The following is a 25,287-nucleotide window of genomic DNA, read 5'->3' on the forward strand; positions in this document are numbered from 1 at the left end:
CTACCTAGTAACTTGGTTTGTCATCTCCTTAGCGATTGCTTTAGCCTCACTAATCATTAAAAGAATTCCGTTAGCTGAGGATGTATTTCGACTCTCAAGATCTTGTAAAGGTAACTCACTATTAAGATGTACATTACCCATATCGGAAATAATGAACTCAAGATTTCCATCTGCATGATAGATGGCAGATAATACATCGTGAGCATTAAACTCAATCCCGTGCTTGGCAGCAGTAATTGCAATTACTGAGAGTCTGGCTTTCAAATCCTGTAATCTTTCTGGGTTTTCGATATCGTACTCCGCAAGTGATTTCACCGTGGACGAGTTATTACGAAAAACGTTACCGATAACAAATCTCTTTGTCTGATTAGATGTAATGAGGACATCATTCCAATCTTTCGTCAAGTCTGTCATGAGAATTCCAGAGTACCTTTCTCCTTCCTTGACAAGGCGGAAAGTGCTCGGAACCGGAAGACCTGCCTTTTTAAGTTGTACGTAAGATTTAAGTGCGTGCGCCGCTCTACCTTCACTGTGATATTCCTTAAACGCTAGTCCTCCAACAGATCGTTCTCTAATTGATGCTCGGACGTGTCCAACCTGCCCCTCTTCTCCTCTGCCGAGTGAGTCTGGTCTGTCATGTTGAAACTCTAATCGACTTGGTTTGGCGACCGTAATACTTTTTTTTATATCGGCTTTAATAAGCACAACATTTCTATGTTCCATAAGAAAGTATAGCAATTAGATCGTCTATTGGGTTCTTTACTAGGTGATTACATCATGCAACTATTACCCCTGCCATATTATCAATCAGTTCTTCTACCTTGCGTGGATCAGTAATAAAGACGTGTTTATATGGTAATTCTTCGGTTTCACTAGCATCATTTTGATCTCTGGGACCTAACTCAATTACCGTTATAAGACCTTTAAGAGTGCTTAAATCAGATGAAAGTCCTTTAACCAAACCGTTTCTGACTATTTCACGGTCAGAGGGTGAAACGATAAGAACAATACCAAGAAGTCCTTCCAAGTCTTGCAAACCAAGCCTTCCACTTTCTTTTCCTCTTTTATGAAATGTGTGAGTTATAAAGTCGTCAACTACCGATTTCGGAGAACTATCAACTAGAACTCCAACTTGCTTAGTATATAAATCAGAGTGGGGGTACAAAACGGCAAAGTCAATAGGTCGTTGACCATCACCCTCATTCAATAGTGCGAAGGTCTCAGCGATTAGTGGATTCTTTACCTTAGGCACTACGAGCCCAACATGCACTGGGTGACTGATGAGAAATATTCTCTCTGCATCACCAGGAAAGTACGTTCTACCTACTTCTTTTTGTCCCATAAATATGCTTCTTGAAATTACTCCTATCTGCTTACCTAAAATGGTAAAAAGTGAAGGTTTAAGAAGTACTTATAGTATACCAGAAAATAGGCTCTAAATCAATACAGTTATTTGCTAGGTTTATAACGAAATACTGTCTGTAATCGACGATTTGTAGGAAAAGCTATACCGTTAATTTTATGCCCTGCAATCACTCCACTCAAGTCAACAACTTGCCTAGGTTTTAACCCTTCAGTACTTAGATCTTCCATAGTATCTAGGAATGCAACAGTAGGAGTGAGTGTCTCGGTTTTTTTGATACCAAGTGATTCTGGGTCTAGAACAACAACTTCATAAAAATGGGTAGTTGTTCCTACATCTATCGTTTCACCAAAAAAACTGGCTACAGCTGGACTTTCCTCTCGGAAAGCAAGTACTTTTCCCTCCTCAATTTTTCGTTTTGTAAATGGTATGGGAACCGTCCAGTCGCGCTCGATACCCGAATGGACCCTAATTTGACGTCTCCGTTCAATTGTCATAGCTTATAGTATAACATACTACATCTAGAATTTCTATATAAGAATATTTCTGAAAAGTTCGTAACGAGATTTCGATTTTTAGTTCAACATTACTTATTTCTCGTAAGATTTGGGTACTTCGCAATAGCGCGATGGGGAGATATAATTTCCACTGCTCCGTTATGATCAACTCGTATAATTTTCCCGCTTATTACAGCTACTGTGCTGCTACTAAGTAGCACGGAATGTGGATCTGCTGAGTCCGGGAAAGTGATAGTTATGGGTTTTGCTATTGGGGACCGTTCTATACTCATAGCTTAATTATACCTTATAATAGGCTCTAAACTATACACATATTTGTTTAGAAATCTTATTCAATGACAATTGTTAAAATATTATCTACACTAAAGTTATGATAGTTATGAGGAAAGCTTCACAAAAAGCAGGTTTTACTCTTGTAGAGTTATTGGTGGCAATAGGCATCTTTGGAGTATTAGTTGCGATTACGATAGTTGCTATAAATCCAGGAAGACAGTTCTCCCGTGCAAATAACACCAAAAGGCAAAGTGACGTTACTGCTCTTCTCGATGCGCTCGGACAATACTCTGCCGAAAATTCGGGAAGACTTCCCGCCACAATAACTACAACGAACAAGACAGTAAGCAATACAGGAGCCGATATCTGCGGTCTGTTGGTACCAAATTACCTATCTGCCCTTCCTGTAGATCCAGGTACAAATAACGGAACAGCTATTTCTAGTTGTGCCGGCGCTTACACCACAAACTATGAGGTCGCTCTTGATGCGAGTGGCCGCCTCATGGTAACTGCCCCCGCAACAGAGCTTGGAGGTGCGGTTATTACAGCAACTAGATAGTGAGTGATGTCGCCTATATGCTTTGAACGATGTGAGCCTAGGGATTCCAGAATGGAACACTTGGCAGGATTATTTTAACAGGATTGCTCACGCCTTTACTCATTACCAAAACTCAGCTATTTAGCTCCAGTCGAGTGTATAACGTTAGAACCTTTTTAGCTCAAATTTAAGACTCTATTTCAATAAAGAAGACATTCTACTAACTCAAGAATAGTATGAAAAGAAGTAGATACGACGAAAAATTCTAATGAACATACATCTTCTGTTTTTCATTGTTAAGAAGACCTAAATCCTAGGTCTGTAGTATAATAAAGCCATGTTCAATACTCTAAATGAGAAAGACGAACCGAGAGTCCTAGCAACCTTAGACAATATTTCAAAGATTTATCCAAAGCTGTCCTTTATAAAAGAGCTGCATAAAATTAAGCAATACTCCGACGAACCAAAATATTTCCAATATGTGGTTAGAATGGAAGACGATCTCAAAAACACAGATGGCCACACGTCAAATGAAAAAAAAGCTGGTGGAGGATCTTTTTTATCGGAGCAACTGGCACTATTGAAATGCTTAGGGGAAGCAATTGAAAGATTCTCATGCTCAACTTATAAAAACACGGACCTTGTAACTTCGTCTGCAGAGAAATTAGAAGGTAGTATCGACGTCACTAAAATCGTCGGCTTAACAGAAAGACAAAAAAAACAAAATAAAATGTTTAACGTCACTCCAAAGTCTGTTTTACGTTGGAAACAGGGTTACTCACTTGGTACTGGCAAAAAAGCCTATATCCCCGCCCAACTTATCTACCATAATTATAAATTTGACTCTCAGGAAAATATGTTTTATTTACCAATCAGTACAGGAGCTGCTGGTGGAGGAAGCTTGACCGCGGCTTTAACGAGAGGAATATTTGAGATAGTAGAAAGAGATTCATTTGTTATTGCGTATTTAAATAAGATACGCTTCCCAAAAGTAAGTCTAGACTCAGTAAAAGATGAATACGTCCAATTCCTACTTGAGATGTTAAAACGATATAGGCTTGCAATTCATGTTATAGATATTACTAACGACTTAAAGATACCCTGCTTTCTGTCAATAATAGTCAATAAGACAGGTATTGGTCCTGCTGTATCTACTGGTCTTAAGTGCCATCTTGACCCAATCGAGGCGATAACAGGTTCTATAGAGGAAGCATTTAATGTTCGTACCTGGACTCGACAAAATTACGAGGACAATCCTAAGAAAGAAAAGAAAAACATGAGTGGAAATATAAGTAACACTGATCAGAGAGGGGTTTATTGGTACCAAAAAGAAATGATACATAAATTGGATTTTTGGCTAGACCAAAATGAAAAAACCTATAACTTAAGCCATGTTAAGTTATCACAACAAAAAATTCTCAGCACCACTGTGCAATCCCTTTTTAAGAAAGGATATGAAATATACTACGCTGATGTAACGCTACCACTATTAAAGAGGGTCGGTTATAAAATTGTTAAGGTAGTAATTCCTGGATTACAACCTTTCTACATGAACGAGATTTTGCCATATTTAGGAGGCGAAAGATTAACAGAAGTACCTAAAAAACTACCTTATCAATTTTCACGCACTTTAAATAAGGTGCCACATCCTTTTCTATGAAAATCAATAACGAATTAAAAAAGAAATTTAATTTACTGCCATATTCTGAATCGCAACAGTACCATCATGCAACAAAACTTACAAAATTTATAGAAAAAAAAGGTTCTATAAATAATGGTCCCAAAGAGTGGTTTCATATTTTCTATAAAGGCTATCCAAAATTCGAAAAAATCGTATTACCGAAAAAAATCAATTTGGATAACGTAAAACTCCTACATGCTTTAAGCAAAAGAAAGACACTGAGAGAATACTCAGGAAAAGAGTTAAATTTTTCAAAACTAGGTACATTGCTTTACTATTCAGCAGGATTAAGAAATAAAAATCGTAAGGCTGGGAATAGATTCTACCCTTCTGCTGGAGCAAGGTATCCTCTTGAGACATACATAGTAAGTTTTAATACTAAAGGGCTTAAACAGGGAATTTATCACTACCACCTAAGAAGTGGCAAATTAGAGTTTCTTTGGACAAAGAAACATTTTAAGGAAGTGCTTATGAAAAACTTCAACCAAGATTGGATATCGAACGCAGGAGCATTGATCGTTATTTCAGCAGTTTTTTGGAGGAATGAAATGAAGTATCGAGACAGAGGCTATAGACATACTTTAACAGAATTAGGAGCTTTAACACAAAACATATATCTTCTTTCAGCGGTTCTAAAATTAGGCTGCGCTTCAATTGGAGGTTTCATTGACGATAAATTAAACTCATTATTGGATTTAGATGGTGAAGATGAGTCCGTATTAGGAGTCATAGCGGTCGGTGAGATTGACAAATAGTTTTTTCTGATATATATTTACGGTCGTAAGGGTTAGGGGGTGATTTTATGAGCAGATCAGAATTATTGTTAGAAGCCAGACCAATTGCCAGGCCAACCAGTAGACCGGTCACTAAAGGCATTCCAACATCAGCAGGAAGTTGTGGAGGAGGTAGCTGTGGTGGAGGCAGTTGTGGTGGTAGTTGTGGCTGCGACGGTTGTTGTTCCGCAAGTTCACAAGGATGCGCTTGTGACAGCTGTCAGATTTTTCCGGCCAAACTAAAAAATAAAGGTGTACGTGTTGTAAAGAAGTAATTACACATACTTAGTACTTTAGACTATTAAGAATCTCTCCTGATTCAAGATATTCTACTATTCTGTTCAAATAATCAAGAGCCCAGTGATAGTGAGAATGTCTAAATCTTCTATAAAAACTCACAGTATTTATTCCTACTTCCAGAACATAATAAGATAACGACGCTACATCGTCGGTAGAAAGATCGCCAGTTATTTTGGAATATCCTCGTGCGAACTCGGTAATATCTGTAATCGGCTGCCTAGTTCTTAACGTATGAAATATGTACTTTGCAATGTCTTTTAGAGGGTCCCCTTCAGACCATGACTCGAAATCAATGAGAGCCATGGTACCATCTTTAAGTACTAATACTTGGTCATTGTGAAGATCGTTATGTGTGAATGAAGGTTCCATCTCAACTAAGCGCCCTCTCAATGCTTCGGAATTATTACCAATAAGAGAAGCTGCCTCAGATCTAAGCGTGTCAGTACCTACACTTTCTAGACGTAGCTGTAATTTGGATGCAATTCTCTCAAAATCAGAATATTCCGATTGCCTCCAGCTTGTTCCCTCAACGTAAACATCATCATGCATTGTGCGAACTATTTCTCCGAATCTCCTTCGCAATAATAAGTCTGGATTGGTGTAGAGGTTCGTTCCAGCAATCTTAGACGTAATTAGCACCGTTTTCCCCTCTTCTGTCATAGCAAGTCCTACCGGAGGAGTTGTCTTTATACCAGCATCGCTTGCTTTGGTTAGCCCTTCCCATTCGTGTTCCGCGCCATGGGATAATTGCGAAAACTTTATCGCTATATGCTTTCCTCTATGAATTCCGAATAACACAACGCTCGAAGTAAATGGATTTGCCACTGCCCCGTATACCTGTGGCGCTAGATCTTCTTGCTCTGTACCCAGTAATTTGAGCGGAACTCGATATTCAGGCAACATACGGTCACATTATATCCTATTCTTATTGTTGTGAAGCCATAAATGATCTAATATATTCTCTTTTTTCACTGTCACTTAACTTAAGAACTGCAACCCATATTTTTTTTCTTTCTCCTTTTGACTCCTTTTTAACATTCGCATTAAGTACCTCGTCCCCATAAAGCTGCTTTAAAGTAAAGTAGAGAAAAAGTGAAATAATTTTATGTACTTTATAATCCCACTCTTTTGAATAAAATCTGCCTTCGAACTTAATCTTATTGTCTAGAAATATTCTATGGAATAATTCGTGAACTAAAGTTGTTTTTTTTAGAGTTTTAGAATGACTAGCTCTGAGCTTTAGAGGATAAGAATAAGAAGAACCTTCGTATACTATTGCATTAATTTTTTTTGTCTTAAAATTTAAACCAGTTATATCACTGATTGCTTTTCCAATTTTTCCTCTTTCCTCTTTCCAAATAAGACCGTACTCTTCTGTGGCTTTAGAAAGCTTTAGATTATTGTGATCTGGATAAAAACATATATCAAGCACGGGTTTATTTTATCAGACGTTTACCCCTTTTGGGAGATACCTAAAGGGATTGGAACACTTTTAGCATCGTTATGTAAATACACAAAAGTTGAGAATTTCGCTTAGCCTCAGATTTGCAAAATGTGAGCCCGCAGGGACTCGAACCCTGAACCAATTCCTTAAGAGGGAACTGCTCTACCAGTTGAGCTACGGGCCCGTTATAGCCTAGGCCATTTACCAAGCTCATATTATACACGGTGCTTCCTTCTAAATAAAATCCTGACCAGTGCTTCAATTATTTAAATAATTGAAGCAAGGATATTTAAACTCGTAGTAATTGATGTTTTTTATTCTGTCTGGATAGGCTAAAGGTGTGTTTTTGTAGCATATATGCGACTGACAAGAAACTAACGAAGTGATTTTATGGTTACATGTTCGCAAATGTTTTTACTTTTAACCTTAGAGCCATTCGGTTGAAGATGAATTTGATTATTGTATTGATTTTTGTACTTGCGAACTTTCTGTCAGGCACCGTAAATGCAGCTTCACTGCACTTAGAGAAGGATCAAAACAATCCTTTTAATACCAACTTCTATATACTTCAAAGTACCGTAACAAAAGAAAATGGAGAGTACAAAATGTGGTTCACAGGTTCTAACGGTACTAATTTAAAGATAAGATATGCTAGTTCAATAGATGGACTTAACTGGCCCACCTCCGAACTAGTGACGGTAAATGACACCGGTGATAATCACGACCCATCGTTGTTTAAGCATGAAGGAAACAATTATATATATTATATTTCTGAGCCATCTGAAGGTTCTGGCACCGATATAAAGGTCAAAAAAGCAACGGCAACAGGCGCTCAGTTTGATACTCCAGTTTTAATCAATCTAAATAGGCAGCAATGGAACAGTCAAAAACTGTCTTGTCCTTTCGGTTACTTTGAAAATGGTACCTACTTTTTGTTTTACTGTGGGACTGCTGGATCAGGTTGGAACTTAGGACTTGCTAGTTCAATAGATGGTATAAACTTCACACCCTGCTCTAATAATCCAATCATCAGTGGTGGTGATGTGGGTAACACTCAACTCTACACTGATGAGCATAATGTTAAACATCTACTTTATCACTCAACTAGTGGAATAACTGAGGTTACATCGGTAGGTCCTCTATCATGTAACTCTGTTTGGACAAACTATCATACTTTTATATCAAGAGACAAACCGTATGATCAAACGTATATTATCGCACCATCTCTTTTATACGACTCCTCTCCAAAAGAACTCTTCTACACCGCAAAGGGACCGGCTACGTCTGGGGAATGGAAACTAAACCGGGCTGTTGAAAACACAAGTAAGTCAAAGATAATTATTATTCCCGGATTTTTTGCTTCTTGGAATCAAGAGGCTATTTTACACAATTCAGAAACCAATGATTGGATAATTCCAACATATGTTCATGAATACGATGGATTAATGCAATCTCTCGAAAATGTAGGTTACAAAAAAAATATTGATTACTTTGTTTATCCTTACGATTGGAGAAAATCTTTGAGCGAATCAGCCGACAATCTTCATAATTTCTTACAAACAAATATCTGGAGCCTCGATGATTCCAATACGGTCAGCTTGGTCGGGCACTCAATGGGAGGATTGCTAAGTAGGATATATGCTCAAAAGTACTCTAGCGACAAAATCTCACAGGTGGTCACTGTAGGATCACCCCATAAAGGAGTTGTGCAGGTTTACCAACCGTTAGAAGCGGGGGAAACCAAGAAGGATGACTCATTTCTTTGGTTAGGAACAAAACTGTTGATAAATTTGAATAGATATAACTTTAGAACTGACAGGGAGATTGTAAGGAATTTAATCCCCTCTTTATATGACCTGTTTCCAACCTATGATTTTTTGAAAAATAAAAAAGGGAACCGTATCTCAGTAAATTCTTTATCAATACAAAATAATGCATTAAACGAATACAGTGATACAACCTCAATTGACAATAAAATGACTGTAATCTATGGCAACAAAACGATCAATAAAACACCGAAGGAAATTGTCGTTGGCAACAGAGCGCTCTTTGATCTTCTAACTAGGGATTATCTTGATGGAAGACCTTTGAGTTACATATATGGAGCAGGTGACTACCTCGTACCTTTAATTAGTTCCCAATTTGGATCTGCACAAGTACAACTACCATTAGATCACGGTGAGCTAATTTATAAATCGGAAGGGATCAAGCAGATATTTAGTAATTTAAATGTACCATTTTCCGATGATCAGATAGAGGAGGGAGAGGAGACTAAAATATCACCTTCCATACTTATCACTGCTCAGTCTCCAATTGCAATAGAGCTGGAGTTAGGCGACAATACATATTCGTCTGAAGGAGGAATGATTTTCTACCTAATGCAGAGTCTGGGACCTACAAGCTTCATGTGAAAAAAATTGAGTGAAGGCGATTACACAATTACATTAGCTCAAATTGCGGAAAAAAAACGATGTTTGGGAGCAGTTTACCGGTCAAATTACAGAAAAATATGTCGATGAAGAAGATATATATACAATTCGTTTTGATAGATCTAGCGCCCAATCTCAAATTTCTCATAAAAATTGCTCTAAATTCATTAAACACCGAATGAAAAGACTTTTCAGATATGATTGTAAGATTAAAAAAAGAAGTTAAAGGTGGCTCATTAAACCGACTTTTTTTTCGGTAATGATTTATTTTGAGGAGGCACTAAACGATTTATTGCTATCGTTGTGTCTGAGTAAGGAATGAAGTCTGGATGGAAGAAAGCTTGTCCATTTGTAGCTGCTATCCCTACGAGTCTTAATTTAGTTGAGTCCTGACCTTTACCTTCAAGATTGGCTAAACCTTCAAATATTACTTGACCATCTGGTAAAATTTTACTGTTTACAATCGCGTGAAGAAACCCCTTAAACTTCTCGGCATTTGCCGGTAGCTCAACCCGTCTTACGTTGCCTATTTCTGTAATTTTAGGTACTAAAATCTCAGTTTGCAGACCTGATGCTGCTAGTTCGTAAAATATACCTTCTAAGCCATGTCTATGGTACTCCATCCCAATTCTAATTACTCTCATAAACTCTGGACTAAGAGGCCTTCCATCTACGAAATCCTCTGCAGTTTTGAGAAATGGCACGCCTTTTTCCTGCCAATTAGAAAATTCGATCAAATCCAGATTAAATGGAGATTTATAGAGTCCTTTCCTGCTTTCAAAGGGAGGTAGTCCATTGTTTCCCGGTCCAAACATGCTAAGAGGCTTTAATGGCTTGATTGCTCCTTTTCCAGCACTGGCTGCGAGAGGATCAGAACCGAACATACCAATAATTTTTCTTTCAAACATAAGCACCAATTTTATCAAAAAATGGTGCTTTTTGCAACTATAGGCTATTTACCTTCACACTCAGAGAATGGCATTATCATGGTTATCCCAGAACATACGATTGATGGAGCTTTTCTTGCACAACTTAAGTTGAAGTACCTTTAATTAGGGGTAATTTCGAGATCACTTCTCCTCGAACTGTGAAAAACTGTGGACAGTGCTGGATTTGTCCCGATGATAGTTTTCATACGGGATCCCGCGCGAATGAAATTCGTCGGGAAACCAGTTCTGTTTTAGTGGCCATTAAGGGACTCGAACCCCTGACCTTTCGAATGTGAATCGAACGCTCTAGCCAGCTGAGCTAAATGGCCTAACTCTTCATGTACATTATACCCTCCATGGTTGAATTATGAGCCAAAACTCCTTACAATGGTTAGATCCTATGATTAAGTCTGTAATTGAGTTTGTAATGGATATTTTGGAGACTGTCGTCTTCATCGCTTCCATATTTCTTGTTTTCTACCTTTTTATAGTTCAGCCTAATCAGGTCAAAGGAGCATCAATGGAAGATACGTTTCACTCAGGTGAATATATCTTTACCAGTAAAATTGCGTATAAGTTCTCACCTATCAGAAAAGGGGACGTCGTTATCTTTAAGTCACCCAAAAATAATGACATCGAGCTGATTAAGCGAGTAATCGCGCTACCCGGAGATTCGGTAGTAATCAAAAATGCAGAGGTCTATGTTAACAACGAAAAGATTAAGGAGTCTTATACTAAAACGCCTACAAATCTCATTCCTGGTGGAGTCTTAATCGAGGGATCGCCAACAGTAATACCAGAGGGAAGTATGTTCGTAATGGGAGATAATCGAGGTGCGTCGTCCGACTCTCGTGAGTTTGGTCCTGTTCCTGAAGCTCTCTTAATTGGGCAGGTGGTATATAGATACTTTCCGTTCGATACTATGGGGGTTATAAAAAATCCGCTTTCTGCTCTTCGACTGCCAAATTTTCTAGCAGCTTTATAATTTCTCGAAGCCGTACACTTGTTGTAATCAAATCTCCTTTTAACTCAAGAACACATTTTGAGCGTATTCTTGACTGAATGATCTTTGCTGTAATTCCTAATTTTCTCATTAGAACTGTGAAAGCTCTCACCTCATCTACCGAAAGATATTCTCCAACGCTCTTGATACCGTATAGAACAGAGCGAACCAATATTTCTGTATCAAATACCGATAAATTATTTGCTAGAACGTGTTCGTATGCTGCAATCATCTGCTCGTGATTTTGTAGTCTTGCGAGTATGTAAAGATGTGTAGGCATAATTGAGTTACTATAGTAACCATCAATGACCAGCGCAGGTAGTTTGTTAAGTCTCAGAATATGACTCACATACGAGGGCTTCATATTAAGATGCTTGGCTATCTCTACAATACGAACACCTTTATCTTTTGTAAGAGATGTAAGAAGCTGCGCTTTCTTGAAGATGTCTTTTTCCTGTAGGAATTGAGTGAAGATTTCTTTTATTTCGTCTCGCATACTTGCACGTATTGTACTCCGTGCTTTGTCTTAAATTCAACCTTTCCAGATCTCATTGCGATAATAGTAAAATCGTTTGAAAGTTTCGTACCTTCTCCGGCTCTAAACTTAGAACCTTTCTGCCTGACAATAATGTTCCCTGTAGCTACTGCCTGACCACCATAGATCTTTACTCCACGACGTTTGGAACGTGAGTCTCTATTTCCTGCTGTAGCTTTTTGCGACTTTGTATGGGCCATGAGATTTGTTTAAAGTTAGGATATTTTGCTAATTTTTAGTTTGGTAAGCACTGGTCGAAAACCTGTAACCTTTCGGTATCGAGACTTAGCTCTGAATTTAGCAACTCTGATCTTTTCACCTTTTCCTTGCTCAACAATAGTTGCAGCTGCTTCTTTTTTTAACTCAGGAGTGCCGAGTTCCACGGTATCTTTTTCTGAATCAAAAATAGCAAGGGTTTTGAGCTTAATCTGGTCATTTAAATTACCTTCAAGATGCTCGACGGTAATCTCTTCATTTTCTCCAACAAGATACTGCTTGCCTCCAGTTGTGACGACTGCTTTAACTGACATTCACCTATTATACTCCATTTGGCAGGCTCATGGCAAGCAAAACTTCGCAATTCTTCAATCTGGACTCACGCCTAGACGATTAGTTCAAAAATGCCAACGAAGCAAAGATCGCAATCAATGATGAGCCTCCGTAAGAAATAAACGGTAGTGTAATTCCGGTAATGGGAAATAAGCCCATATTCATTCCGATGTTTATCCCCGCCTGAAAAACAATCGATGAAAAAATGCTTAACTGAAATAAAAACTTAAATTTGCTATCGTCATCCTTCTGGTTATATTTTTTTCTAAGCTCATTTATACAGGCTCTTGCAAGAATTAAAAACAATCCTATAACCATTAGTCCTCCTAATAAACCAAACTGCTCTACTAGAGAAGCAAAAGCAAAGTCAGTGTGAAACTCAGGAAGAAAATTAAGCTTAGCTTGAGTTCCGTACCCAAGTCCTCTACCCAGCACCTTACCAGAGCCAATTGCAATGATCGATTGTACGAGATTATATCCACTTCCGTGTATATCAGCTTGTGGATTCAAAAAACTTAGTAGACGAACCTTTTGGTATTCCTTTAAGATCATCCAGTAAATCGGTGCAATTACCATTCCACTTAAGGCTAGCTTTCCAAGAATTTTACGTGGCACTCCAGAGTAGACTAAAACAGGTAAAAACATCGCGACATAGACCAATGAGGTTCCAAGATCAGGTTGCTTTAAAATGAGAACGGTGGGAAGAAGGAAATAGGCTATCCCTGTAAATACCGTCTTATAATTATATAGCCAGTTTTTATTTACCACAAAGTACTGAGCAATAAATATTGCAAAAAATGGCTTGAAAATTTCTGAGGTCTGTATACTAAAAAAATGAAGGTCGATCCACCGCCGAGAACCTCGAGCTTCAAAACCAATAACATAGGTAAGCACAAGAAGTGATATTCCCACCCAGTAGAGTAAGGTTGCGTTATTCTTGAAAAAATTAATACCAAGTATCTTAAGACAGATAAAAAACAGAACCGCTAATATACCTGCTATTACCTGCGTAATAATCAGGTCGCTTCTCACGCCGATAAGATTAAAGATTCCAATCAAGAATAAAAGTATCGCGGGAAATAAAATGCTCCAGTTGAGTCTCATTAAACTGTTGTAACTCTGGTAACCTTAAATTCACCTTCGGTAAGCGTATCAACAAGTGCTTTCTTCTTTATTTCATCCTCCCAGTTCTTTGGCCAACTTGGAAGCGTCACCTCAACGAGCTCAGATCTGTCGGTCCCTAGATTCTTTCGTTCCGCCTGAATCTTTCGAATAATAACCCTCATCTCCCCTTCTTGCCTTAGATCATCATTAAGTTCGAAATCAAATTCAACACGCTCTGCTTCGCCTTTAATAAACTCGACTTTCTTTACGTTCAACTCATCCATAATCAGATTGTCTAAATCGGACTTAATTTTAACTGTACTATCGGTAACAAAAACCTTAAGACCTGCTAATGGTTGTTTCACAGCAAAATTTTTCTCCTTTCTCTGAGCATGACCCAACTCGACGAAAATTCTCAAACTTTTCATCTGGGCCAAGAGGTCTTTGTCGATAAATTTATTGTCTACCTGAGGCCAGTTTTCGAGATGTACAGACTCTCCACCAGTGAGATTTCTATACATTTCTTCAGTGACAAATGGAGCTATCGGCGCCATTAGTTTTGTCAGAGTTAATAGCACATGGTAAAGCGTAGATAGAAACTCTACATCGGATGAACGATCTCGGCTTCTTCGAATATACCATGTTGAAACATCCTGAATGAATGAGTAATAAAGTTGAATAGTCGTAACCGAATCATACGACTCCATCGACATTGTCACCTGTTCTACGCAGTCCTGCAAGAGCGCTAGTACCCATTTATCTAGAACATTTTTGGAAGTAACCACCTTAAAATCTTCTGAAGTTTTTTCTGCTTGTTTCGCGTTCATTATAAAAAACTTGTAGGTATTCCATAGAATCAGAAGTATTCCTCTGATCTGGTCTCTGTAAGCCCCTTCCGAGATTAGAAGGTCTTCGGCCTTCATAACAGAACTACCTGCCAAATAAAGTCTGAGTGCGTCTCCCCCGTACTTCTCCAACATTTCTTTTGGATCAGGATAATTCTTAAAATTCTTACTCATCTTTCTTCCATCCGTTCCAAGTATCACTCCTGTAACTACAACATTTTTAAATGCTGGAGCATCGTAAATTACAGCGCCAATGACATGAAGGACATAAAACCATGCGCGAATCTGGCCGGTGTACTCTGTTATAAAATCTGGAGGGAAAAAATCTTCAAGTTTATGCGTCGAGTCAAAAGGAAAATGCCTCTCTGCAAAAGACGCTGATCCAGCCTCTATCCAGCTATCCAAAACCTCAGGAGTTCTTTTCGCCTTCTTTAGGCATTTTTTACAGTTCACAGTCACCCCATCTATGAATGGTTTGTGTAAATCCTTAACCTCTATGCCGCTCGCATCCTCAAGTTCTTTTATGGACCCTGGGACAAAGCGTTCACCACATTCGCATTCCCATACTGGTACCGGACTCCCCCAGTAGCGATTTCGGGAGATATTCCAGTCGGGAGCATTTTCCATGCTCTTGAGGAATCTTCCATGTTTAAAGTGTGAAGGAAACCAGTTAATCTTTTCGTTAGTATCCCTCATTTTTTTCTTCATCGACTGCACATCCACATACCATGCATTCATTGGATTATAAAAAAGTTGAGTTGCACAGCGCCAGCAATGCGCCGCTGAGTGAGTATAAGGCTCATCTTTAAAGATGAGATTTCGTTTAGACAGATCCTCATTCACTGCTTTATTTGCCGCTTTATAAAACATCCCTCCGAATAATGGCACATCCTTGTAGATGTGGCCTTCGTCGTCTACGTGTTGCACTAGTGGGATATTTTCCCGTTGCATCACCTTCAGATCCTCTTCTCCGTATACTGCTATTGTCACAATTCCAGTTCCTTCATCTGCCGTGACAAACTCATCGCCAACGATCTCAAAATAACGCTTTCCGTCATCTTGTTTGTAATAATCGTAGTGCGGAATAAATTTTTTACCAATGAGGTCCCTCCCGTAAACCGTATCCCGTATTTCGTATTTCTTATCGATTACTGTGTCGAGCGTAGACTTGGCGAGGATGTATCTTTCATCCGCAACTTCTATGGTGACGTATTCTAAGGTTGGGTTAACTGCGAGTGCGGGAGTGACAATTTTATTCCATGGAGTTGTCGACCATGCGAGGAAAAAGGTATTCTTCTCTCCTTCAACACGATATTTGTAGGTTGTGCCATGTTCGGTAACATCTTTATAGTTGTCGGCGTCCATGGCAACCTCAAAGTTTGAGATTGGTGTTGAGCAGTGAGGGCAGTATAGAGAAACGCGTAGACCCTTATAGATTTTTCCCTTTTCATACATCTGCTTAAATACCCACATCACCGACTCCATGTAGTTAATATCCCATGTTCGATATGCATTTTTAAAGTCTACCCAACGACCAACACGATCTACATACCACTCCCATTCTGCTGATGTTTCTGCAACATATTTTTTACACTCTTCGATAAATGTATCTATTCCGACTTTCTCCTCAATTTCTCGTTTATTCTTTATTTTTAGTTTATTCTCTACCTTATTTTCGATTGGAAGTCCATGTCCGTCCCATCCCCATACACGCCGTACGCGATAACCCTTCATCGTCCAGTAACGACAGTAAGGATCCTTCACGATACTAGAGAGCAAAGATCCATAATGTGGGTTTCCGGTAACAAAAGGAGGTCCGTCTAGAAATGTCCAAGGTTTATTCGCAGGACGTGACTCAACAGATTTCTCAAATATTTTATTTTTTTTCCAATAGTTTAGGGTTTCTTCCTCAAGTTTTGGAAAGGTTGGAATAGAAGTGACGTCTTTGAAGCTACTCATACAGAAGATTATATCAGGTTTGGAAGCTATGCTATATTCTTTCGTTTAGAGCAGTTGACGCTGCTTGAAATGCATTTTTTTCAGCCAATACGGCAAATGGGTATCGTTCGAAGGATTCCACCAATATTTCGGCCATCGGACGATTCAGATCTCGATCGGGTACCATTTTTGTTCTCCATAAAACAAAGGCGTTATGGTCATTCATGAGCTCACTAATTGCTTTAAGTTGAATGGCGGAATCTTCACTCATCGCACCTATCCTATCCTTCTGCATCGACGCAAGTGCAGCTATCCAGTTTCCAAAGCTAAAATCAGAATAATATGCCTCAGGTCCCATAAGATTTTTAATGAGAACCTCACGATCGTACATTCGTGGGTCAAGAAGAGTTGCCGTGGCATGATTGGCCTCAAGCCAAGTTTTCTGAATTTCCACTGCTTCGTTATAAACCTCACGAAGAGGTCGATTAAATCCACGACCTGGATACTGCACAGCAACTGATACGGTACGTACTAACTCTGAATCGATAGTCCCAATCTTCGCGGCAGACATACGGTATGGATCAATGACTAGCACCCCTTCAGGTTGATGAGAGATCGGATCTTCTTTTACCTGAAAATCTATGACCCATGGTTGCACTAGCTCCCTCACTGGATCGATAACTTCAATTGTATAAAGTTCTTTTTCAAGCATCTGAGTAACCCAACGTGCATTGTCACTTATGGGTGGGTACTTAACATCTGCAATTTTCGCCAAGCGCTCCATTGCTTTGCTAACTAACCCAAGATTATTCGGAGTTCTTTCTGGATGTGCCATAATTTGTGAACCTATAGTATATCACACAGCAGTCGCGATTTTATTTAAATCTAATATTTCCTACTCCAATATGGGTAAAGATTGTATGTTCCCCATTTGGTAAATGAGACTCATATGGATTTGAAATAGTCAGACCCTCAATAATGAATAGATCTCCCGCTTCAGTCTTCGGGCCCATGACGATGGTATGGTAGGTCGCTGGCATTAGCATTTTATCTGTACTTAAGTGACTCCCCTCCCCATGACCGAAATCAAGGCTGAGAGGTAAAACTTCGCCCTCATCTTCGATCCAAACTTGCCACAAATTTTCACCCTCAACCTTATCAATCCTGAGCGCAGGTTTGAAGTCTTTTAGTCGTTGCGCCTTGTGGTGTCTATAGAATAGATTACATTGATTTGCAGTGTCATCAGCATTAAAGGGAAATACAAGAACGGGAGATTCTGCTATGTAATCGTCAAAAAAGTACTCACCAACCCCGAAGGGATACAGACTATTGTGAGGATGTGTGAATAGTAGTCTTACCGGTTCTTGGAGCAACCCAGTCCCGATTTGTTCATTCCACTGTTCTCCATTTTTAATCAATAAAGGAAACTTTGGCCTTCCAGGTTCATACTCTTTAGTAGGCGTCATAGAAAAGGAATTATATCAGACGTAGAAGAAGCGGGTTATTTCTTTCTCAGAAATGCAGGGATATCGAAGCCTTCGTTTTCATCGGTGAACTCATCTTCCGGCATATCATCGAGTTGATGATCGAGCTCCTTCTTAAGCGGTGAGTCATTTGTGTTTACTAACAAAGGATCTTCCTCTCTCTTCACCGACGTTGTCTCCTCCTTCAGCGTTGGCTTAAAGTTGAAGATGTTTAATTTACCCTCATCAAACTTGGTTGCTATAAGGGTGATCTTTATCTGGTCCATCATTTTCTCATCGATCACGGCTCCAAAGATAATGTCTGCATTCGGATCAACTGTCTTCGCAATGATTGAAGCTGCTTCATCGACCTCGGTCATGGTCAAATCTGGGCCTCCTACAATGTTAAATAGAATTCCCTTTGCGCCTTCGATTGACACATCAAGAAGAGGAGATGAGATCGCTTGCTTTATAGCTGCCATTGCTCGTTTCTCACCGCTACCAATACCCATTCCCATCAAGGCTGTACCAGCGTTACTCATCACAGTTCTCACGTCTGCAAAGTCTACGTTAATAAGACCAGCAACGGTAATTAACTCTGCAATACCCTTCACTCCTTGGTGAAGAACTGAGTCGATTCTTTTAAATGCATCTACGATAGAGGTTTTTTTATCTACTACCTGAAGAATTCTTTGATTAGGAACAATGATGAGAGTATCAACCTTATCGCGAAGAGCAAGAATCCCATCGTCTGCTGCATGCCGGCGTTTAGCTCCCTCAAAATCGAAAGGCTTAGTAACTACTGCGATAGTAAGTGCTCCAGTTTCTTTTGCAACCTCAGCAATTATCGGAGCGGCTCCCGTTCCGGTCCCTCCACCTTCTCCACAGGTAATAAAGACCATGTCTGCGCCAGTAAGTTCTTCACGAAGTTTTTCTCTGGATTCCTCTGCAGCCAATCTACCGGTCTCCGGATTTCCACCAGAACCAAGTCCTCTTGTTACTGCGTCACCAATCTGTATCTTAATTGGCGCTTTATTATGAAGAAGTGCCTGCGCATCCGTGTTCACCACCATGAACTCAACTCCTGGAATTCCTCCATCGTCCATCATTGAGGTAATTGCGTTACCGCCACCACCACCTACACCGATTACCTTAATTTTTGCTGGTTGTCCTGATTTGGGTTTGATTAACATTGTTTACGGTATGAACTGTTTCATTAGGTCCTTCAATTTTGAGACTGAACTGCCTATCGAAAGATCCTTAAAAATTTTATTAAACTTCACCATGCTGGATTCGTGGTCAATTATATTTTTTCCGCCAGATAAAATCAACCCGACGTTCGTAGCATACTGTGGATCTAGAACCTCATCAACTAGACCGGAGACACCAGTTGGATACCCTATTCTAATTGGCAAACCAACCACCTTACGTCCCACCTCAATCATTCCGATAGTATGTGCTCCACCTCCGGTAATAACAAGTCCCGACGGAACATTTGAGCTAAATCCACTTTTTTCAATTTCCGTTGAAATGAGTTTATATATTTCCTCAACACGTGCACCGATTATGCTGTCAAGAAGCAACTTTGGAGTTACATCATTCACAACCTCTGGTAGATGTAGAGCAGAAAAGTCGATGACATCGTGTTTTTTCTTTGCATTCTGAATAGGAACCTCGCGTTTTCCATAGTCCTGAAATTCTTTTGTTAAAAATAGTTTTATTCTTTCTGCTGATTCTAAGGAAACTCGCAAACCAACAGCAATGTCATTTGTTATATGTCTTGCGCCTATTGGAATCGACGACGAATAAGAGATAGCTCCGTCGCTATAAAGACAGATATCTATTTTGCCTCCACCGATATCTACAAGAACTACTCCAAGCTCTTTTTCGGTATCTGTTAGCACCGCTTCTGCTGAAGCGTATCCAGCAAATACAAAGCCACAGTTCTCAATTCCTAAGTCCGAGAAGCAGCGATCAATATTTTTAAGGTTTGTTAATGAGGCTGTAATTATGTGAGAATCTACCTCGAGACGAATGCCACTCATCCCAACGGGGTTTTTGATACCTGACTGGCCATCAACAATATACTCTCGGGGAGAAACATCAATTATTTGTCTTGTCGTTGAGAGAGAAATTGCGCGAGCTGCTTCTGCTACACGATCTACATCTTCTTGGCTAATTTCACCTTGTGGATTTGAAACTGCAACTACTCCATGCGAGTTTAGGGATGTAATATGGGGTCCTCCAACAGACGAAAATGCTCTGGTTATCTTTTGACCAGCCATCCTCTCTGCCTTCTCAACACTTTGATCAACCGCAGCGGTAACCTGATCTATGTCAACAACTAATCCTTTCTTTACTCCTCGAGACGGCGCCGTATGAAAACCTATAATTCGTGGTTCTTTTTCTTCAGGAGAGTTTACAGCAACTAGAGTAGAAATTTTAGAACTTCCAATGTCGATTCCGCAAATAAATTGGTCAGGCATTATTATTATTTGTCTATAAAGTCTATAAAGCTCGTAAAGTCTCTAAAGCACTTTGCTTTATGGACTACTTAGTCATTACTGGCTTATCAAAACGAACATCAAGACGTTTGAATTTGGTTCCATCCACTTTGAACTGTCTTAGAATGGACGAAATTTGGTATTCTTGTTTTTGAATATTCTTTTCAGTTGTAACCAAGACTTCTCTAGAGTCCTCCAACACTAATCGTATCATATAAAAACTGTCGATATCAACTTGGATAACTTTATATCCTAGAGTACGTAAGATGCGGATAAACTGAATCGCAATCTGCAGGTCCTTAAATGAGAGAACGTCACCTATTTTTACATCTTCCTTAAAAAGTTCTTGATAATATATTATCTCTGGTATATTGGTTGGCTTTGTTTTGACCTTCTGTAAGACTCTACCGATCGAGGTCAGTAGTACGTATTCATTACCCACCTTTAAGGATACTGATGGCCCCTCTGCGACAATTTTAATAAACAGTTTATTTGGATATATCTTCTCAACGTACACCGTCGAAACTCCTGGATTTTGGGCAACTATAGATTCTTGTACATTTTTCTCAGATACGAGAGGAAGGAAGGTAGAATAGAAGGATTCATAGCCCCGTACCGATTCTGTATGAGAAGGATAATTTATGAGTATCTCTTTAACCGAGAAGGCGCTCCGAATATAAATACACACGAAAGCTACAACGCAAACAAGTAAACTAAGTAGAAGTAGCATTCGAAGCGTTCGCCAGAACCTCTTTTGAAATCTGCTTCGCTGATGACGTTGAATCATAGGGTAGGTTAATAGTATCAAAGTTTTTCCTATACTTTTCAAGCGATCTGTACATTTCCGTAATGTGCAGAAGGAGCTTGTCTGAACCTTTGGTCTGATCAAAAACTTCGGCCACACCTAAGGACTTCATGTACTCGGCATGTAGTTGCTGTTCGCCAAAAGCAGACCATGGTAATGGTATTAAAATCGAAGGTTTTTTTAAGGCGAGCAACTCAAATACAGTGTTTGCTCCTGCTCTCCCAATTACGAGATCTGCTTGTCCGTAAACAAACCCGACAAGATCGGACTCAATATGATCATAGGAAAAATAATCCTGTGATTTGAGCGATTTTGCATATTCGTCATCTTTAAACTCCGTCGATGATCCTGTTTGATGAATGACTATATACGTTTTGAGTAGCTCTGGCAATATCTCAAACACCATTTTATTTATGTCGTGCGATCCAAGTGACCCACCGGTTATGTACAAGATGGGTTTTATTTTCTTAAAGTTAGGTATTTCCCTTTGTATTAATCCGACTTCATGTCGAATTGGGTTGCCGCTTAGTATAACTTTAGATAAGGGAAAATATTTTTTCGCTTCAGGAAATGAAATGAAAATTCTTCTAGCTAGTCTTCCTATAAATCTGTTTGCTGCACCGGGGCGGATCGTTTGCTCATGAGTTATTACCGGAACATGATTGAGATATGCGGCCACTGCTATGGGAAGTGCAATATAACCTCCAAAAGTAAGGACAACATTCGGCTTCTCTCTTTGAACGATCAAGAGCGCTTTTAAAAACCCTAACGATATTCTGATTACATTGGTTATTGTCTGTAGTGTAAGAGTTCTTGTAAGGCGACCAGCTGGAAGATCTAAAAACGTAAAACCTCTTTTCTTAATCTCCTTAAACTCGAGCGATTCTGAAGAGTCAGATGATAGTGCAAATTTGCGGCCTACGAACACAACCTCAGCGTTTTTAAGCTCATCAGCCACTGCCAAAGCAGGCGTTATATGTCCACCGGTAATTAGTACTTTCATATTATTTAATGTGTCCTTTCTTGCGGATATTTAATAATATCCCAATCATCGCAAAAGAAATGAGGAGATTAGAGCCTCCATAAGAAATGAACGGTAGAGGCACACCTGTTAATGGCATCAAACCGACCATACCTCCGAGATTAACGACAATTTGAATACTAAAATATACAAAAATTCCTCCAGCCAGTAGCCTTGCAAAGCGGTCAGGGGCTTTATAGGCAATTTCGTAGATTTTATAGATCAATACAATTAACGCAAAAATAAGCATCGCAGATCCAACAAATCCAAATTCCTCTCCAATGATCGCGAATATCGAATCGGTGTGAGCTTCTGGTAGATAAAGAAATTTTTGACGTGATGCTCCGAACCCAAGTCCGAATAATCCCCCGTTCTGAAGTGATATAGCTATTTGATTTACATGGTATCCGATTCCTAACGGATCGAGTGATGGATTAAGAAACGCGTTAAACCTTCTCATGCGGTAAGGAGAAATTTTAGTTAGTACATAAAATCCTATTAATGAAGCTGGAAGGAGCAATACTAGGTATCCTAACTGAGTTCCTGCAAGGTAGTACATAACTATGCTGAGTATAAAAATCATGGTGGCGGTTCCAAGATCTGGTTGAAGAATTATGATGAAGACTAAAAAACCTAGCAGTGAAATAAAAGGAACAAATCGCTTTTTTTCTCGATTCATAAACCATGAAGCAAGATAGATAATTACACTGAACTTAGCCAGCTCAGTAGGCTGAATATTGAAAAAGCCAAAGTTGATCCAGCTTTGAGCACCTCCCGCTGTACTTCCCAGACCTGGTAAAAGTACTAACATCAACATTCCTATCGTGGTCATCATTGCTGGGAACGAAAGGTAGTATAGTTTTTTGTAATCAAAAAATGAGAAAAACATCATTCCCACAATACCGAGACCTATCCAAACTGCCTGAAGTTTAAAATAATGAAAGCTGTCGCCAAATTCTTGCAAAGCTCTAACCGACGATGACTCAAAAACAAAAAGAAGACCTAATAGCGATAGAACTATTGGGAGATATATAATAGAACTTTTCTTATGAACTGTGGTTTTCCTCAGCCTCGCAAATCTTTCCGACATACTTAATTCTACTTGAGGAATGCAAGCATGAGGCCGAAGACGGAGAAGAGTATAGATATGAGCCAAAATCGCATAACAATCTTGGACTCTTCCCATCCCTTTAGTTGAAGATAGAGATGAAAAGGCGCAACTGCAAAAAGTTTTTTTCCTCTTAGTTTTTTGCTCATCAACTGCAAAAACGAACTAACGATCTCTACTAAAAAAATTCCACCTATGATTGGCAGACTGAAGGACTTGCCAAGAATTAGACCTATCACTGCAAATAAAGCGCCAAATGAAAGCGAACCGGCATCACCTAGGAATATGCGAGCAGGCGGAATATTAAAGTACAGAAATGCCATCAATCCTCCAAGCCAAATCCCAATAAACAAAGACGTGGGCACATCAATGATAGAGGCCGCTATGATCCAGAAACTCGCAAGAGAAATCATGAGAATTCCAGTCGCCAGACCGTCCAGCCCGTCCGTAATATTGACCGCGTTGGAGAAAGCAACAATGGTAAAGGCTGCAAATGCAATATAAAAATAAGAAATGTCAAAAACTCCAAAGAATGGGACATGTACGAAGTGAATGTGAAGATCTGCATAGAGCCAGTAGGAAATCACGAGAGCCAACAATATCTCAATGAGAAGTTTAAACTTCAGCGTCACGCCAAAGAAATTGAACTTCTTCCAGAAAAATATTTTCGCAAGATCATCGTACACGCCCAACAGACCAAAGCTGAGAATGGTAAAGAGAAGTATCTTAGACTCAGCGAACAGAGATGGGAAGTTCGACTGAAGAGGGATCTTAAAGATACTAAACATCGACAGGAAGAGAAGATATAAAAGAACGGTAGAGGTAATAACGAGAAGTCCCCCTCCAACCGGTGTTCCTGCTTTATGCTTATTGAACTTATCAAAGATTGGCGTAAGCTTATTGAATGCGTCTTTGGTCTTCTGCTCCGCTCGTTGCATCTTGGTCTTGTAGAGAAAGTTGATGAACGGAACGATAAGAATCACGTTGACGATGAAGGATATGAAGGTGGCAAAGAGATATATTGGCATTTATTAAAGTCCGAGTAATAAAAGAATTCTAGGAACGAAGATTATACCAGCTATCACAAGAGCACCTAGGGAAAAGATAAGCATGGCCGCTGCTGATACATCTTTTGCAAACTTGATATCCTCTCTCCATTCCTTATCGATAGCATCTGTCGTAAGTTCAATTGCGGTGTTTATTGCCTCAACCATTATGCCGATGACAATCAGACTCAGGATAAGGAGAAACTCAAAATATGAGATATGAAGGAACCATGAAGCGAGGAGGGCAAGAACAGAAAAGAGAAAATGAATTCGGTAGTTGATCTGTGTCTTAAAAGCCCATACCATTCCTTCGTATGCATGCCGTATTGAGATTGTATGTTTCTTAATCATTGGTAAGTTATATTTTTTATAAACTGAGAAATAAGAACTAAGAACTAAAAACTAAGAAATAAATAAAATTATACTCTTTTCAATTTACCACCAATACCAGATATTTTTTCGACAATATTTTCATAGCCTCTTTCAAGTATGCTTGCATTACTAACCACCGTCTCACCCTTAGCTATCAGAGCGGCAATGAGTAATGTTGCGCCAGCACGAAGATCTGAAATATTTATTGCACCAGAATGAAGAGGTGCTCCCCCAGTAATACTAATTTTTTGCTTTAGAGTTTTTGTGTCATCGGCATTGAAGTGATAGATTGTCTTTTTATCAGATTCTGAGGTCTCGACATATTCTATTTGAGCACCTAGTTTAAGCAGTTCATCGACGTAGGAAAATCTGTTTTCAAAGACCGTCTCATGAATTGTCGAAATTCCATTGGACTGTGTCATCAAGACAGCCCAGTTTGGCTGCCAATCGGTCATAAACCCAGGATGAGGTTCGGTGACTATTGAAACCGGAAGAATATTTTCACGGTAGGAATACTTGATCGAGTCTTCCAACTCCTCTACTAAAACTCCTACCTTTTTCATTGCCTCATTGAAGGTCGTGAGATACTCGGCTTTCAGGCCGTGAATCTCTACCCAACCTTTCGTGGCAACGGCTAAGATCGCGAAGGTAACGGCCTCATTCCGATCACAAAATATGAAATGGTTTTGCCTGTTTGAGCGATCTAACTCCAGTTACAATAATGGACGTTCCCATTCTTTCTATCT

General features: G+C 39.3%; 28 protein-coding genes and 2 tRNA genes. 6 read left to right on the forward strand and 24 right to left on the reverse strand.

The genetic code is table 11. The features are described 5' to 3' along the window. From IPH70_02790 to IPH70_02805, 4 genes are all read right to left on the reverse strand, one after another. Positions 1–723 (reverse strand): hypothetical protein, encoded by a 723-nt coding sequence (locus IPH70_02790; protein QQR63417.1) that lies wholly within the window; start codon positions 721–723, stop codon positions 1–3. Between the two features lie 52 nt (positions 724–775). Then, on the reverse strand, positions 776–1,342 hold the full coding sequence (locus IPH70_02795; protein QQR63418.1) for a hypothetical protein: 567 nt from the start codon (positions 1,340–1,342) through the stop codon (positions 776–778). 107 nt (positions 1,343–1,449) lie between these two features. Further along, positions 1,450–1,860, reverse strand: a complete 411-nt coding sequence (locus IPH70_02800) for a hypothetical protein (protein ID QQR63419.1) — start codon at positions 1,858–1,860, stop codon at positions 1,450–1,452. 89 nt (positions 1,861–1,949) lie between these two features. Further along, positions 1,950–2,153: a hypothetical protein gene (locus IPH70_02805; GenBank protein ID QQR63420.1), complete on the reverse strand. Its 204-nt coding sequence runs from the start codon at positions 2,151–2,153 to the stop codon at positions 1,950–1,952. Between the two features lie 98 nt (positions 2,154–2,251). On the opposite strand from IPH70_02805, the gene IPH70_02810 reads away from it, so the two are divergent. From IPH70_02810 to IPH70_02825, 4 genes are all read left to right on the forward strand, one after another. Continuing rightward, positions 2,252–2,713 carry a prepilin-type N-terminal cleavage/methylation domain-containing protein gene (locus IPH70_02810; protein ID QQR63421.1) on the forward strand — a complete coding sequence of 154 codons (462 nt, stop codon included), beginning with the start codon at positions 2,252–2,254 and terminating at the stop codon, positions 2,711–2,713. Positions 2,714–3,029: 316 nt separating this feature from the next. Then, positions 3,030–4,352, forward strand: a complete 1,323-nt coding sequence (locus IPH70_02815) for a YcaO-like family protein (GenBank protein QQR63422.1) — start codon at positions 3,030–3,032, stop codon at positions 4,350–4,352. Beyond that, complete coding sequence (locus IPH70_02820; GenBank protein ID QQR63423.1) at positions 4,349–5,128, forward strand: SagB/ThcOx family dehydrogenase; 780 nt, start codon at positions 4,349–4,351, stop codon at positions 5,126–5,128. The genes IPH70_02815 and IPH70_02820 overlap by 4 nt, the downstream gene beginning before the upstream one ends. 84 nt (positions 5,129–5,212) lie before the next feature. Next, on the forward strand, positions 5,213–5,389 hold the full coding sequence (locus IPH70_02825) for a hypothetical protein (GenBank protein QQR63424.1): 177 nt from the start codon (positions 5,213–5,215) through the stop codon (positions 5,387–5,389). A gap of 42 nt (positions 5,390–5,431) precedes the next feature. Here the strand turns inward: IPH70_02825 and IPH70_02830 are convergent, their stop codons facing one another. From IPH70_02830 to IPH70_02840, 3 genes are all read right to left on the reverse strand, one after another. Continuing rightward, positions 5,432–6,349 (reverse strand): aminoglycoside phosphotransferase family protein, encoded by a 918-nt coding sequence (locus IPH70_02830; GenBank protein ID QQR63425.1) that lies wholly within the window; start codon positions 6,347–6,349, stop codon positions 5,432–5,434. Between the two features lie 22 nt (positions 6,350–6,371). Continuing rightward, a complete protein-coding gene (locus tag IPH70_02835) occupies positions 6,372–6,878 on the reverse strand; it encodes a hypothetical protein (GenBank protein ID QQR63426.1) in 507 nt (168 codons plus the stop codon). A 123-nt stretch (positions 6,879–7,001) separates the two neighbouring features. Beyond that, positions 7,002–7,074: transfer RNA gene (locus tag IPH70_02840), tRNA-Lys, on the reverse strand. Between the two features lie 268 nt (positions 7,075–7,342). Between IPH70_02840 and IPH70_02845 the strand changes: the two genes are divergently transcribed. Then, positions 7,343–9,301: an alpha/beta fold hydrolase gene (locus tag IPH70_02845; protein QQR63427.1), complete on the forward strand. Its 1,959-nt coding sequence runs from the start codon at positions 7,343–7,345 to the stop codon at positions 9,299–9,301. Positions 9,302–9,555: 254 nt separating this feature from the next. Here IPH70_02845 and IPH70_02850 read toward each other — a convergent pair whose 3' ends face one another. Together IPH70_02850 and IPH70_02855 are read right to left on the reverse strand one after the other, a co-directional pair. After that, positions 9,556–10,227: a hypothetical protein gene (locus IPH70_02850; GenBank protein QQR63428.1), complete on the reverse strand. Its 672-nt coding sequence runs from the start codon at positions 10,225–10,227 to the stop codon at positions 9,556–9,558. Between the two features lie 276 nt (positions 10,228–10,503). Beyond that, positions 10,504–10,577: transfer RNA gene (locus IPH70_02855), tRNA-Val, on the reverse strand. A 71-nt stretch (positions 10,578–10,648) separates the two neighbouring features. Between IPH70_02855 and lepB the strand changes: the two genes are divergently transcribed. Further along, positions 10,649–11,233, forward strand: coding sequence for a signal peptidase I (gene lepB / locus IPH70_02860; protein QQR63429.1), 585 nt, complete (start codon positions 10,649–10,651; stop codon positions 11,231–11,233). On the opposite strand, the gene IPH70_02865 is transcribed toward lepB, so the two are convergent. From IPH70_02865 to IPH70_02935, 15 genes are all read right to left on the reverse strand, one after another. Then, positions 11,178–11,747, reverse strand: a complete 570-nt coding sequence (locus IPH70_02865; protein QQR63430.1) for a hypothetical protein — start codon at positions 11,745–11,747, stop codon at positions 11,178–11,180. The genes lepB and IPH70_02865 overlap by 56 nt on opposite strands. After that, entirely contained in the window at positions 11,732–11,986 is a 255-nt protein-coding gene (rpmA, locus tag IPH70_02870; protein QQR63431.1) for a 50S ribosomal protein L27, read from the reverse strand. Before rpmA ends, IPH70_02865 begins: the two co-directional genes overlap by 16 nt. 15 nt (positions 11,987–12,001) lie before the next feature. Further along, a complete protein-coding gene (rplU, locus tag IPH70_02875) occupies positions 12,002–12,316 on the reverse strand; it encodes a 50S ribosomal protein L21 (protein ID QQR63432.1) in 315 nt (104 codons plus the stop codon). Positions 12,317–12,395: 79 nt separating this feature from the next. Then, positions 12,396–13,439, reverse strand: coding sequence for a rod shape-determining protein RodA (locus tag IPH70_02880; GenBank protein QQR63433.1), 1,044 nt, complete (start codon positions 13,437–13,439; stop codon positions 12,396–12,398). After that, positions 13,439–16,243: an isoleucine--tRNA ligase gene (locus IPH70_02885; protein QQR63434.1), complete on the reverse strand. Its 2,805-nt coding sequence runs from the start codon at positions 16,241–16,243 to the stop codon at positions 13,439–13,441. Before IPH70_02885 ends, IPH70_02880 begins: the two co-directional genes overlap by 1 nt. A gap of 31 nt (positions 16,244–16,274) precedes the next feature. After that, positions 16,275–17,057: a hypothetical protein gene (locus tag IPH70_02890; GenBank protein ID QQR63435.1), complete on the reverse strand. Its 783-nt coding sequence runs from the start codon at positions 17,055–17,057 to the stop codon at positions 16,275–16,277. A gap of 40 nt (positions 17,058–17,097) precedes the next feature. Continuing rightward, positions 17,098–17,688, reverse strand: a complete 591-nt coding sequence (locus tag IPH70_02895) for a hypothetical protein (GenBank protein QQR63436.1) — start codon at positions 17,686–17,688, stop codon at positions 17,098–17,100. 35 nt (positions 17,689–17,723) lie between these two features. Continuing rightward, positions 17,724–18,878, reverse strand: a complete 1,155-nt coding sequence (gene ftsZ, locus IPH70_02900) for a cell division protein FtsZ (protein ID QQR63437.1) — start codon at positions 18,876–18,878, stop codon at positions 17,724–17,726. A 3-nt stretch (positions 18,879–18,881) separates the two neighbouring features. Next, the gene (gene ftsA, locus IPH70_02905; GenBank protein ID QQR63438.1) at positions 18,882–20,171 is read right to left on the reverse strand and encodes a cell division protein FtsA; all 1,290 of its coding nucleotides are present in this window, start codon (positions 20,169–20,171) and stop codon (positions 18,882–18,884) included. 64 nt (positions 20,172–20,235) lie between these two features. Beyond that, complete coding sequence (locus IPH70_02910) at positions 20,236–20,877, reverse strand: hypothetical protein (protein ID QQR63439.1); 642 nt, start codon at positions 20,875–20,877, stop codon at positions 20,236–20,238. Positions 20,878–20,902: 25 nt separating this feature from the next. Then, the gene (locus IPH70_02915) at positions 20,903–21,997 is read right to left on the reverse strand and encodes a UDP-N-acetylglucosamine--N-acetylmuramyl-(pentapeptide) pyrophosphoryl-undecaprenol N-acetylglucosamine transferase (protein QQR63440.1); all 1,095 of its coding nucleotides are present in this window, start codon (positions 21,995–21,997) and stop codon (positions 20,903–20,905) included. Between the two features lies 1 nt (position 21,998). After that, positions 21,999–23,105 (reverse strand): putative lipid II flippase FtsW, encoded by a 1,107-nt coding sequence (gene ftsW, locus IPH70_02920; protein ID QQR63441.1) that lies wholly within the window; start codon positions 23,103–23,105, stop codon positions 21,999–22,001. An 8-nt stretch (positions 23,106–23,113) separates the two neighbouring features. Continuing rightward, complete coding sequence (locus IPH70_02925; GenBank protein ID QQR63442.1) at positions 23,114–24,151, reverse strand: hypothetical protein; 1,038 nt, start codon at positions 24,149–24,151, stop codon at positions 23,114–23,116. A gap of 3 nt (positions 24,152–24,154) precedes the next feature. Continuing rightward, positions 24,155–24,520: a diacylglycerol kinase family protein gene (locus IPH70_02930; protein ID QQR63443.1), complete on the reverse strand. Its 366-nt coding sequence runs from the start codon at positions 24,518–24,520 to the stop codon at positions 24,155–24,157. Positions 24,521–24,588: 68 nt separating this feature from the next. Then, on the reverse strand, positions 24,589–25,254 hold the full coding sequence (locus tag IPH70_02935; GenBank protein ID QQR64418.1) for a hypothetical protein: 666 nt from the start codon (positions 25,252–25,254) through the stop codon (positions 24,589–24,591). Positions 25,255–25,287: the final 33 nt, after the last annotated feature.

Source organism: Candidatus Roizmanbacteria bacterium (genome assembly GCA_016699265.1).
Taxonomy (GTDB): domain Bacteria; phylum Patescibacteriota; class Microgenomatia; order UBA1406; family GWC2-37-13; genus CAZLQR01.

Coding starts and splice junctions, on each gene's coding strand:
- IPH70_02790 (QQR63417.1), bottom strand. CDS start 723: ATGGAACATAGAAATGTTGTGCTTATTAAAGCCGATATAAAAAAAAGT.
- IPH70_02795 (QQR63418.1), bottom strand. CDS start 1,342: ATGGGACAAAAAGAAGTAGGTAGAACGTACTTTCCTGGTGATGCAGAG.
- IPH70_02800 (QQR63419.1), bottom strand. CDS start 1,860: ATGACAATTGAACGGAGACGTCAAATTAGGGTCCATTCGGGTATCGAG.
- IPH70_02805 (QQR63420.1), bottom strand. CDS start 2,153: ATGAGTATAGAACGGTCCCCAATAGCAAAACCCATAACTATCACTTTC.
- IPH70_02810 (QQR63421.1), top strand. CDS start 2,252: ATGATAGTTATGAGGAAAGCTTCACAAAAAGCAGGTTTTACTCTTGTA.
- IPH70_02815 (QQR63422.1), top strand. CDS start 3,030: ATGTTCAATACTCTAAATGAGAAAGACGAACCGAGAGTCCTAGCAACC.
- IPH70_02820 (QQR63423.1), top strand. CDS start 4,349: ATGAAAATCAATAACGAATTAAAAAAGAAATTTAATTTACTGCCATAT.
- IPH70_02830 (QQR63425.1), bottom strand. CDS start 6,349: ATGTTGCCTGAATATCGAGTTCCGCTCAAATTACTGGGTACAGAGCAA.
- IPH70_02850 (QQR63428.1), bottom strand. CDS start 10,227: ATGTTTGAAAGAAAAATTATTGGTATGTTCGGTTCTGATCCTCTCGCA.
- lepB (QQR63429.1), top strand. CDS start 10,649: ATGATTAAGTCTGTAATTGAGTTTGTAATGGATATTTTGGAGACTGTC.
- IPH70_02865 (QQR63430.1), bottom strand. CDS start 11,747: ATGCGAGACGAAATAAAAGAAATCTTCACTCAATTCCTACAGGAAAAA.
- rpmA (QQR63431.1), bottom strand. CDS start 11,986: ATGGCCCATACAAAGTCGCAAAAAGCTACAGCAGGAAATAGAGACTCA.
- rplU (QQR63432.1), bottom strand. CDS start 12,316: ATGTCAGTTAAAGCAGTCGTCACAACTGGAGGCAAGCAGTATCTTGTT.
- IPH70_02880 (QQR63433.1), bottom strand. CDS start 13,439: ATGAGACTCAACTGGAGCATTTTATTTCCCGCGATACTTTTATTCTTG.
- IPH70_02885 (QQR63434.1), bottom strand. CDS start 16,243: ATGAGTAGCTTCAAAGACGTCACTTCTATTCCAACCTTTCCAAAACTT.
- IPH70_02890 (QQR63435.1), bottom strand. CDS start 17,057: ATGGCACATCCAGAAAGAACTCCGAATAATCTTGGGTTAGTTAGCAAA.
- IPH70_02895 (QQR63436.1), bottom strand. CDS start 17,688: ATGACGCCTACTAAAGAGTATGAACCTGGAAGGCCAAAGTTTCCTTTA.
- ftsZ (QQR63437.1), bottom strand. CDS start 18,878: ATGTTAATCAAACCCAAATCAGGACAACCAGCAAAAATTAAGGTAATC.
- ftsA (QQR63438.1), bottom strand. CDS start 20,171: ATGCCTGACCAATTTATTTGCGGAATCGACATTGGAAGTTCTAAAATT.
- IPH70_02915 (QQR63440.1), bottom strand. CDS start 21,997: ATGAAAGTACTAATTACCGGTGGACATATAACGCCTGCTTTGGCAGTG.
- ftsW (QQR63441.1), bottom strand. CDS start 23,105: ATGTCGGAAAGATTTGCGAGGCTGAGGAAAACCACAGTTCATAAGAAA.
- IPH70_02925 (QQR63442.1), bottom strand. CDS start 24,151: ATGCCAATATATCTCTTTGCCACCTTCATATCCTTCATCGTCAACGTG.
- IPH70_02930 (QQR63443.1), bottom strand. CDS start 24,520: ATGATTAAGAAACATACAATCTCAATACGGCATGCATACGAAGGAATG.